Here is a 6,733-nt window from a genome sequence, read left to right as displayed (position 1 = left end):
CGATGCTGCACTGTCATGTGCGGGACCGGGAGGGCCGCCATATCCTGGAGGCGGATGCCTACCGCGCGGCGGTCACGGCGGTGCGGCGGGCGGTCGGTGAGCGGCTCGTGATCCAGATCACCACGGAGGCGGTAGGGCGCTACCGGCCGCACGAGCAGATGGAAGTGGTGCGCGCGGTCAGGCCGAAGGCCGCGTCGCTGGCGCTTGCCGAACTGGTGCCCGATGCCGCGCACGAGGCGGCGTTCGGCACGTTCCTCGAATTCATGAAGGCCGAGAATATCGTCCCGCAGATCATCCTCTACCATCCCGACGAGGCGGTCCGACTGAAGGACATGATGGCGCGCGGGGTCGTGCCTTTCGACGACATCCCCGTTCTCTGTGTGCTGGGGCGCTATACGGAGGGGCAGCGCTCGACACCCGCGGACCTCCTGCCCTTTCTCGCGCCCGGCGCCCCGCGTTTCAAGCATTTCATGCTCTGCGCCTTCGGGGCGCGAGAGACGGCCTGCGTGGCCACGGCCGCCGCGCTCGGCGGCCACGCCCGGGTCGGGTTCGAAAACAATCTCCACCTCGCCGACGGAAGGCTCGCCCCGGACAATGCGGCCATCGTCCGCGGCGTGGCGGACGCGCTGGAAGCCCTCGGGCTTGCACGGGCCGATGCGGACGACCTTCGCGCGCAGTGGGCGGCGCTGAATTGACCCAAGCGCCCGTTTTTCCCATACATAAGCGCGAAGGGAGACGGCGAAATGGTATTTGCGCGGGTAAATGGCGTTGTGCTCCACTACGCCGTGCGCGGGGCGGCGGATAGGCCGACGCTCGTCTTTTCCAACGCGCTCGGCACCGATTTCCGCATCTGGGAAAAGGTGGCCGACCGGCTCGGCGACACGTACAGACTCATCCTCTACGACAAGCGCGGCCACGGCCTTTCGGAGGCGCTTGAGCCGCCCTACACGCTTTCGGACCACGTCAACGATCTTGCCGCGCTGCTCGACCACCTGCAGGTGGACAAGGCGACGATCGTCGGCCTCTCCGTCGGCGGCATGATCGCCCAGGGCCTTGCCGCCCTGCGGCCGGATCTGGTGCGCGCTCTGGTGCTCAGCGACACCGCGCAGAAAATCGGCGACGATCAGCTCTGGGACGGGCGCATCAAGGCGGTCAACGAGGCAGGGATCGCCTCGATCGCAGCGGGCATTGCGGAACGCTGGTTCCTGCCCGCCTACCGCACCCCGGAAAATCCGGATTTCACCGGCTATCTGGCCATGCTGACCCGCACGACGACGGAAGGCTATGCCGGCACCTGCGCGGCGCTGCGCGATGCGGACCTCACCGAATCGACGCGCGCACTCGCGGTTCCTGTCCTGTGCCTGGTCGGCGACCATGACGGCTCGACGCCGCCCGACACGGTGCGCGCACTCGCCTCGCTCATCCACGGCGCGCAGTTCGAGATCATCCAAGACGCGGGGCATCTGCCCTGCATCGAGCAGCCCGAGGCAATGGCCGCGCGCATTCGCTCTTTCCTTCGGCAGGCGAATATCGCATGAGGACGCCTATATGAGGGACAGGCGGCACCGCCTTCCATCAGGGAAAGAGGACACGGAATGGACATTCGCCAGGTCAACGAGGATTTCGCCGTCACGGGGCAGATCGCGCCCGCCCAGGTCTCCCAGATCGCAGATGCGGGCTTCAAGAGCATCGTCTGCAACCGGCCGGACACGGAAGAGGGTGCCGTGCCGCACGACATGGTGGAAGAAGCCGCGCGCGCGGCGGGGCTCGACTTCCGTTTCGTCCCCGTGGTCTCCGGCGCGATCACCGAGGACGACGTGCGCCAGATGGCCGGGTCGCTCGAAGATCTTCCCCGCCCCGTGCTCGCCTATTGCCGCAGCGGCGCGCGTTGCCTCAACCTTTATGCGCTCGTGCAGCAGACGAAGGGCTAGGCGGCGCTCGGCCGCTCCTGCTGCCTCACAGGTGCCCGGGCGCCTACCAGTCCATCACCACCTTGCCCGCCTCGCCGCTTTTCATGGCGGCGAAGCCGGTGGAGAAATCGTCGGCGGCGATGCGGTGCGTGATCAGGCCCGAGACGTCGAGCGGCCCCTGGACGAGAGCGATCATCTTGTACCAGGTCTCGAACATCTCCCGGCCGTAGATGCCCTTCAAGGTGAGCATCTTGAAGATGACCTTGTTCCAGTCGATCTCGAAGCCGGTCGGCGCGATGCCGAGGATGGCGATCTTGCCGCCATTGTTCATGGCGTCGATCATGCCGCGGAAGGCCGGAGCGGCGCCCGACATCTCGAGCCCCACGTCGAAGCCTTCCGTCATGCCGAGCCGCCGCATCACCTCGGGCAGCGTCTCCTCGGCCGTGTTGACGGCGTGCTGAACGCCGAGCTTCCTCGCCAGCGCCAGGCGGCCGGGATTGATGTCGGTGATGACCACCTTGCGCGCACCCACGCACTGCGCCACCAGCGCCCCCATGATGCCGATCGGCCCGGCGCCGGTCACCAGCACGTCCTCGCCGACCAGATCGAAGGATAGTGCGGTATGGACGGAGTTCCCCAACGGGTCGAAGATCGCGGCGATCTCGTCCGGCACGTCGTCGGGAATCGCGACGACATTGTGCTGCGGCAGCGCCAGATACTCGGCGAAGGCGCCCGGGCGCTGCACGCCGACACCCAGCGTATTGCGGCACAGATGCCCCCGGCCGGCGCGGCAGTTGCGGCAATGGCCGCAGACGATGTGCCCTTCGCCGGAGACGCGCTGGCCAACACGGTACTCGCTGACGGCGGCGCCGACGTCGGTCACCTCGCCGACGAATTCATGGCCGGTGACGAGCGGCACGGGCACGGTTTTTCGCGCCCATTCGTCCCAGTTCCAGATGTGAACGTCGGTGCCACAGATGGCGGTCTTCTTCACCTTGATCAGCACGTCGTTGGGGCCGATCTCCGGCAGCGGCACGCGCTCCATCCAGAGCCCTTCCTCGGGGCTGGCCTTCACCAGGGCTTTCATCATGTTGGACATGGTCATGCTCCTATGCGGCGGGCGAATACATTCACGAGATGATTCCCAGTTCCCTGCCCACCATGTCGAATGCCGCTACCGCCCGGTCGATATCCTCCGGCGAATGGGCCGCCGACATCTGGGTGCGGATGCGTGCCTTACCCTTCGGCACGACGGGGAAGGAAAAGCCGATGACATAGATTCCATGGCCGAGCAGACGGTCCGCCATCTCGGCGGCGAGGGCCGCCTCGCCAACCATTACCGGGATGATCGGGTGGCCGTCGCCGGCCAGTGTAAACCCGGCCTGCGTCATCTTCTCGCGGAAACGCTCCGCGTTGGCGTAGAGACGACGACGCAGGGCGTCGCCGTTCTCGATCAGATCGAAAACCTTCAACGAGGTGGCGGCGATCACGGGAGCGAGCGTGTTGGAGAAGAGATAGGGCCGCGAGCGCTGGCGCAGCCACTCCACCACCTCGCGCCGTCCGCTCGTATAGCCGCCGGAAGCACCGCCCAGCGCCTTGCCGAGCGTGCCGGTGACGATATCCACGCGGCCCTCCACACCGCAATGTTCCGGCGTGCCGCGGCCATGCTCCCCGACGAAACCGACGGCGTGGCTGTCGTCGACCATCACCATGGCATCGTATTTGTCCGCCAGGTCGCAGATCGCCGGCAGATCGGCGAGGATGCCGTCCATGGAGAACACGCCGTCGGTGGCGATCAGCCGGAAGCGGGCGTCCGACGCCTCCTTCAGCCGCTCTTCCAGCTCGCCCATGTCGTTGTTGGCGTAGCGCAGCCGCCGCGCCTTGCACAGCCTGATACCGTCGATGATGGAGGCGTGGTTGAGCGCATCGGAAATGACGGCGTCTTCCGGGCCGAGCAGCGTTTCGAAGAGCCCCGTATTGGCGTCGAAACAGGAGGAATAGAGGATCGTGTCCTCGAAGCCGAGAAAGGCCGAAATGCGCGCCTCGAGCTGCTTGTGCTCCTCCTGCGTGCCGCAGATGAAGCGCACGGAGGCCATACCGTAGCCGTAGCGGTCGAGCGCTTTCTTGGCGGCTTCGCGCAGCTCCGCATTGTCGGCGAGGCCGAGATAATTGTTCGCGCAGAAGTTGAGCACGCTTTGGCCGCCGCTCTCGATCTCGGCGGACTGCATGGAGGTGATGACGCGCTCGGCCTTGTAGAGCCCGGCCTCCTTCAGGGCCTCGAGCTCGGCGGAGAGGTGTTTCAGAAAGGATGCGGTCATTGTCACCTCACTCGGTATGGCGCGATGCAGGCCCCCTCACTTGCGATTTCTAGGGACTTGAGCATTCGCTCAAGCCCAAGAATTTGCTTTCTCCCCCACCAAGGGGGAGATAGGCGCGCTGCAACACCGCATCTGCCAATCTCCAATGTTGGAGGTTGGCTGCGGGCATGGCGCCGCGCCCTATCTCTCCCCCTGCGGGAGAGAAAGCGATTTCTTGGGTTTAGCGGAGCTAAGCCCTTAGAAATCGCAAGTGAGGGGGGCCACACCGACCATCACAATCTCACCCCTCAATAAAACGCCTGCAGCCCCGTTTGCGCCCTTCCCAGGATCAGCGCGTGCACGTCGTGCGTGCCTTCATAGGTGTTCACCGTCTCCAGGTTCTGCGCGTGGCGCATGACATGGTATTCGATCTGAATGCCGTTGCCGCCGTGCATGTCGCGCGCGGTGCGGGCGATTTCAAGGGCCTTGCCGCAGTTGTTGCGCTTGACGAGCGAGATCATCTCCGGCGCCATGCGGTCCTCGTCCATCAGCCTCCCCACCCTGAGACTCGCCTGGAGACCGAGGGCGATTTCCGTCTGCATGTCGGCAAGCTTTTTCTGGAAGAGCTGGGTCTGGGCGAGCGGCCGGCCGAACTGGCTGCGCTCCAGCCCGTAATTGCGGGCGCGGTGCCAGCAGTCCTCGGCTGCGCCCATCGCCCCCCAGGAGATGCCGTAGCGGGCGCGGTTCAGGCAGCCGAACGGCCCCTTGAGCCCGGAGACGTTTGGCAGCAGCGCGTCCTCGCCCACCTCGACGCCGTCCATCACGATCTCGCCGGTGATGGAGGCGCGCAGTGAAAGCTTGCCGCCGATCTTCGGCGCGGACAGACCCTTCATGCCCTTTTCCAGAACGAAGCCGCGGAAGGCGTTGTCGTGGGCGGCCGACTTCGCCCAGACGACGAAGACATCGGCGATCGGCGAATTGGAGATCCACATCTTCGAGCCGGTCAGCTGATAGCCGCCGTCGATCTTCTCGGCCCGCGTCTTCATGGCACCGGGGTCTGATCCGGCATCGGGCTCGGTGAGCCCGAAGCAGCCAATCCATTCGCCTGAGGCGAGCTTCGGCAGGTATTTCCGTCGCTGCTCCTCCGAGCCGTAGGCGTGGATCGGAAACATGACGAGGGACGACTGGACGCTCATCATCGAGCGATAGCCGGAATCGATCCGCTCCACCTCGCGCGCCACCAGGCCGTAGGAAACGTAGTTCGTGCCCGCCCCACCATACTCTTCCGGGATGGTGACCCCGAGGAGCCCGGAAGCGCCCATCTCGCGGAAGATTTCCGGGTCGGTTTCCTCGTTCATATAGGCGTGCTCGATGCGGGGGGCGAGCTTGTCGGCCGCGAAGGCCGATGCCGCATCGCGGATCATCCGTTCCTCGTCGGAAAGCTGGTCTTCGATGAGAAAGGGATCGTCCCATTTGAAGGGAGCGGTGGCGGCACTGTCTTGCATGGTCGTGATCTCTTGACGCGCGTTCTTTTCAGGCCTGTATGGCGGCGGTACAGCGATGTCTTTTGACCGGTCCCGCGGCCGCGGTCAAATACCGCGACAAAGCGACGGCGGCGGTGGGACCAGCCGACGACACTATGCAGCCAGGAACTGGAAGGACCCAGCCGTGACCGAAACAGACAAGCTCACCCAGCTCGGCGGAAAGGCTGAAACGCCCGCCTCGCCGGAAGCCGCCGTTCTGGAGACCGTTCCCTTCGCGCGCGGCGACGGCCCACCGGCGATCGTCCGCTTCACCTGCCCCGAATTCACCTCGCTCTGCCCGGTGACGGGACAGCCGGATTTCGCCCACATCGTCATCGACTATGCGCCGGATAAACGGCTCGTGGAATCGAAATCGCTCAAGCTGTTCCTCACCGCCTTCCGCAACCACGGCGCCTTCCACGAGGAATGCACGCTGATGATCGGCCGCCGGTTCGCCGAGGCGGCGAAGCCCCTGTGGCTGAGGATCGGCGGCTACTGGTATCCGCGCGGCGGCATTCCGATCGACATATTCTGGCAGACCGGCACGCCGCCGGAAGGCGCCTGGCTGCCGGAGACGGGCGTCGCGTCCTATCGCGGGCGGGGATAGACAACCGGCAACACCCGGTCTTCGCGCACCAGCCGAATCCCGCTATAAGGTCGCCATGCCCATCCGCCCGCTTTCCGAGACCGTCATCAACCAGATTGCCGCCGGCGAGGTGATCGAGCGGCCGGCGAGCGTCGTCAAGGAACTGGTGGAGAACGCACTCGACGCCGGGGCGCGGCGCGTCGAGGTGGCGACCGCCGGCGGCGGGCTGACGCTTTTGCGCGTCACCGACGATGGATCTGGCATTTCGGCCGAGGAACTGCCGCTCGCCGTTTCGCGCCATTGCACCTCGAAGCTTTCGGAAGACATCCACGACATCCGCTCGCTCGGATTCCGTGGCGAGGCGCTGCCCTCGATCGGCTCGGTCGCCCGTCTTTGCCTGCGCTCGCGCACGGCGGC

At 65.7% G+C, this 6,733-nt stretch carries 8 protein-coding genes; 5 read left to right on the top strand and 3 right to left on the bottom strand.

The window, feature by feature from the left end; all coding sequences use genetic code 11:
- From ACFP9U_RS22950 to ACFP9U_RS22940, 3 genes are all read left to right on the top strand, one after another.
- Positions 1 to 695 (top strand): 3-keto-5-aminohexanoate cleavage protein (locus tag ACFP9U_RS22950; RefSeq protein WP_378625020.1); only part of this gene is annotated, 695 nt, incomplete at its 5' end.
- A gap of 48 nt (positions 696 to 743) precedes the next feature.
- Positions 744 to 1,538, top strand: coding sequence for a 3-oxoadipate enol-lactonase (gene pcaD, locus ACFP9U_RS22945; protein ID WP_378625019.1), 795 nt, complete (start codon positions 744 to 746; stop codon positions 1,536 to 1,538).
- Between the two features lie 57 nt (positions 1,539 to 1,595).
- Positions 1,596 to 1,931, top strand: a complete 336-nt coding sequence (locus tag ACFP9U_RS22940) for a TIGR01244 family sulfur transferase (RefSeq protein ID WP_378625017.1) — start codon at positions 1,596 to 1,598, stop codon at positions 1,929 to 1,931.
- A gap of 43 nt (positions 1,932 to 1,974) precedes the next feature.
- Here the strand turns inward: ACFP9U_RS22940 and tdh are convergent, their stop codons facing one another.
- The 3 genes from tdh to ACFP9U_RS22925 all read right to left on the bottom strand — a co-directional run bounded on the left by tdh (position 1,975) and on the right by ACFP9U_RS22925 (position 5,712).
- Complete coding sequence (gene tdh / locus ACFP9U_RS22935) at positions 1,975 to 3,009, bottom strand: L-threonine 3-dehydrogenase (RefSeq protein ID WP_378625016.1); 1,035 nt, start codon at positions 3,007 to 3,009, stop codon at positions 1,975 to 1,977.
- 31 nt (positions 3,010 to 3,040) lie between these two features.
- Positions 3,041 to 4,228: a glycine C-acetyltransferase gene (locus ACFP9U_RS22930; RefSeq protein WP_378625014.1), complete on the bottom strand. Its 1,188-nt coding sequence runs from the start codon at positions 4,226 to 4,228 to the stop codon at positions 3,041 to 3,043.
- 287 nt (positions 4,229 to 4,515) lie between these two features.
- On the bottom strand, positions 4,516 to 5,712 hold the full coding sequence (locus ACFP9U_RS22925) for an acyl-CoA dehydrogenase (RefSeq protein ID WP_378625012.1): 1,197 nt from the start codon (positions 5,710 to 5,712) through the stop codon (positions 4,516 to 4,518).
- Positions 5,713 to 5,875: 163 nt separating this feature from the next.
- Here ACFP9U_RS22925 and queF point away from each other — a divergent pair, with 163 nt between their 5' ends.
- Together queF and mutL are read left to right on the top strand one after the other, a co-directional pair.
- The gene (queF, locus tag ACFP9U_RS22920; protein WP_378625010.1) at positions 5,876 to 6,337 is read left to right on the top strand and encodes a preQ(1) synthase; all 462 of its coding nucleotides are present in this window, start codon (positions 5,876 to 5,878) and stop codon (positions 6,335 to 6,337) included.
- Between the two features lie 55 nt (positions 6,338 to 6,392).
- On the top strand, positions 6,393 to 6,733 hold a 341-nt coding region (mutL, locus tag ACFP9U_RS22915; RefSeq protein WP_378625008.1), incomplete at its 3' end, for a DNA mismatch repair endonuclease MutL.

This window comes from Nitratireductor sp. GCM10026969 (assembly GCF_042660605.1).
Taxonomy (GTDB): Bacteria; Pseudomonadota; Alphaproteobacteria; order Rhizobiales; family Rhizobiaceae; genus Chelativorans.
The sequence above is the reverse complement of the archived record's forward strand: the minus strand, read 5'-3'. Positions and strand labels throughout refer to the sequence as shown.